Source organism: Rhodoferax sp. (assembly GCF_039922535.1).
Classification (GTDB): domain Bacteria; phylum Pseudomonadota; class Gammaproteobacteria; order Burkholderiales; family Burkholderiaceae_C; genus Rhodoferax_B.
In genome coordinates this window covers 1-2,669 of record NZ_JBDTEM010000134.1, presented here as the reverse complement: position 1 = coordinate 2,669, position 2,669 = coordinate 1, and the positions used below count along the sequence as shown (strand labels likewise).

The 2,669-nt window shown below is 63.7% G+C and carries 4 protein-coding genes; 2 read left to right on the top strand and 2 right to left on the bottom strand.

What is annotated here, in order from left to right:
- Nucleotides 1-147 precede the first annotated feature (147 nt).
- Both ABI213_RS06345 and ABI213_RS06340 read right to left on the bottom strand, forming a co-directional pair.
- The gene (locus ABI213_RS06345) at nt 148-693 is read right to left on the bottom strand and encodes a CGNR zinc finger domain-containing protein (protein WP_348026452.1); all 546 of its coding nucleotides are present in this window, start codon (nt 691-693) and stop codon (nt 148-150) included.
- A gap of 76 nt (nt 694-769) precedes the next feature.
- A complete protein-coding gene (locus ABI213_RS06340) occupies nt 770-1,906 on the bottom strand; it encodes a M14-type cytosolic carboxypeptidase (RefSeq protein WP_348026450.1) in 1,137 nt (378 codons plus the stop codon).
- 36 nt (nt 1,907-1,942) lie between these two features.
- On the opposite strand from ABI213_RS06340, the gene ABI213_RS06335 reads away from it, so the two are divergent.
- Together ABI213_RS06335 and ABI213_RS06330 are read left to right on the top strand one after the other, a co-directional pair.
- The gene (locus ABI213_RS06335; RefSeq protein ID WP_348026448.1) at nt 1,943-2,464 is read left to right on the top strand and encodes a phosphatidylglycerophosphatase A; all 522 of its coding nucleotides are present in this window, start codon (nt 1,943-1,945) and stop codon (nt 2,462-2,464) included.
- A 23-nt stretch (nt 2,465-2,487) separates the two neighbouring features.
- Nucleotides 2,488-2,669: CinA family protein (locus ABI213_RS06330; RefSeq protein WP_348026446.1), on the top strand; the 182-nt coding region annotated here is incomplete at its 3' end.

The following is a 2,669-nucleotide window of genomic DNA, read 5'->3' as shown; positions in this document are numbered from 1 at the left end:
ACCCCAACCCGAAGGGCAGGTACCTTTTCGGGCGCTCAGCGTCGTTACAAAACCAGCCAAGGCGGAAGGCCTTGGCTTGGGTTTTGCGCCTAGCTGCGCATCCCGAACAGGCACCTGCGCGACCCCGGCTTATTTACGGACAAGTTCTTAGCCCTTCTGCCGCTCTCTGAAACTGCGCACTTTGGCGATGGTGCCGCAGGCGCGCCCCTCGGGCCCGCCCTTGGACATGCCGCACCAGCGCTTGCTGCGGTTTTTGGAGGTGTCAAAAAAGCACCATTGGCAGTCGGCGCAGCATTTCAGGCGCACCCAGTCACCCTGTGCAACAGCTTCCAGGGCCATCACCAAAATAGCGCCCTGGGCGCTGTGGCGGGGGTTGGTGGGGTGCAGCACCGGCAGACCGTCTTGCACCTCTACCGTCATGCCCAGCGCGGCCTTCTGCAGCCAGGTGTTGAGCGTGTCTTGCACTTGGCTGGGGTCGGCGATGGCCGCGCGCAAATCGTCCCGCAGTTGCAGCATCGCCTTGCGGCTGTCGTGCGCCCCCAGGGCGAACGGGAACAGCGCATTCCACGCAGCGGAATCGCCCAGCAAACCCGGCAGCACATCGGTGGCGACGCGGGTGTCGTTGGGGATGGACCAGGTGTTGACGAATTGCCGCAAATGGTCGAGGTGGCCAGTGGCACCAGCAAGGGGCATGGGCGGGGTCCTCGGCACGGTTTACTCTATTTTTAATAGCTTCCAGCGCAGGTAGCGCCTGCGCTGGAGCCACTTTTTACGCTGAAGTGACAGCCAGCACTGCCGACAGCACGCTGGCCCCCAGCTTCTTCGACCGGGCCCCGCTCCAGCCGTTGCGGGCATCGGGCAAGTTCGCGTTGTCTTTGAACGGCATCTCAATCGTGAAGGCCAGGCAGCTGAAGGTTTGCCCCACCCAGTTGGTAGCCAGGCTCAGGTTGGCCTGGCCGGGCGCGGCGCGGGGGTAGCCGATGGTCGTTTGAAAGTCCGGGCTGGCGGCCAGCCAGGCGGCTTTGAAGCTATCTTGCAGGGCCTCGATGCGTGGGCTGTAGCCGGGGGTGGCTTCGGTGCCGACGACGAAGTTGTAGGGCAGGTTTTCGTCACCATGCGCGTCCAGAAACAGGTCCAGGCCCACTTGCTGCATCTTCTGGCGCACGTAGAAGACTTCGGGCGACTTCTCGGTGCTGGGCGCTAGCCACTCGCGGTTCAGGTTGGTGCCTACGGCGTTGGTGCGCAGATTGCCCCGGGCCGCACCGTCGGGGTTCATGTGGGGCACGACGAAGAATTCGCAATGCTGTAACAGCGTGCGGCTGACCGGGTCGTCGCGGTCCAGCAGACGCTGCAAAAAGCCCTCGGCAAACCATTCGGCCATGGTTTCGCCGGGGTGTTGGCGGGCGATGAGCCAAACCTTCTTTTTGGGGCCGGTAGCGGCTACATCGCGGATGTGCAGCAGGGTGATGTCGCGGCCCTCGTGGGTGGCGCCCAGGTGCTGCACGTCCACCAGGTCCGACACCGACACGGTGCCCAGCAGATCCAGGTGGCGCTCGTACGAATAGGGTTCGAAATAGGCAAAGTAGATGCGGTTGGCCGTGGGCGTGGTGCGCACCGTCATGACCTGGCCGTCGTAGCTGGTGGGCACGCGGAACCAGCGGCGGCGGTCGGTGCTGGCCAGCATTTGGTAGCCGTCCCAGCCGGGCGGGTAGGCGCTTTGGCCGGCGTTTAAAAAGCGCAGTACCACCGGTACGTCTGCCGCGCCTTGCAGGCAGAAGTAGAACCACTGGGCGAAGGCGCTGGCGTTGTCGGGGCGGATCTGGAGCTGGATGTCTTGCGGGTCGGCCAGGCTGACCACGGTAATGGCGCCCGCGTCGAACTGGCTGGAAATGTGCAGTTGTGTCATCCCGAGATTATGTGCGCGGAGCCGATAATCCAACGCATGGACTCCCCTTCCCCCCGCCCCTCCATCCGCCGCCCGAATGTGCGGTTTTTGCTGTCGCATCCGGCCCACTTCATCGCCCTGGGTTTCGGCTCGGGGCTGAGCCCGGTGGCCCCTGGCACCGCAGGTACGCTGTGGGCCTGGCTGGCGTTTCTGGTGGTCCAGCCGCTGCTGACGACGGCGCAGATGGGCTGGCTGCTGGTGGCCTCGTTTTTTATCGGCTGGTGGGCCTGTACGGTGTGTGCGCGGCACATGTTTGTTGCCGACCCCGGGGCGATTGTGTGGGACGAGATCCTCGCGTTCTGGCTGGTGCTGTGGCTGGTGATGCCGACAGGGCTGCTGGGCCAGGCGGTGGCGTTTGGGCTGTTCCGGTACTTTGACGCAGCCAAACCGGGGCCGGTGGCCTGGGCCGACCAGGCGTTCAAGGGTCTGAACGCACGCGGCGGCTTCGGCATTATTTTTGACGATCTGGTGGCGGCGTTTTGCACGTTGCTGGTGATCGCGCTGTGGCGCTTTTGGTAAAACTATATTTTTGATAGCTGCCCATGCACGATCTACCTGCGCTAGTGGCCGATTTAATGCTTGAAAAAGGTCTCTTCCTGGCCACCGCCGAGAGCTGCACCGGGGGCATGATCGCCGCCGCTTGTACCGACTTGGCCGGGTCCAGCAACTGGTTTGAGCGCGGCTTTGTGACCTATTCCAACGCCGCCAAAACCGAGATGCTGGG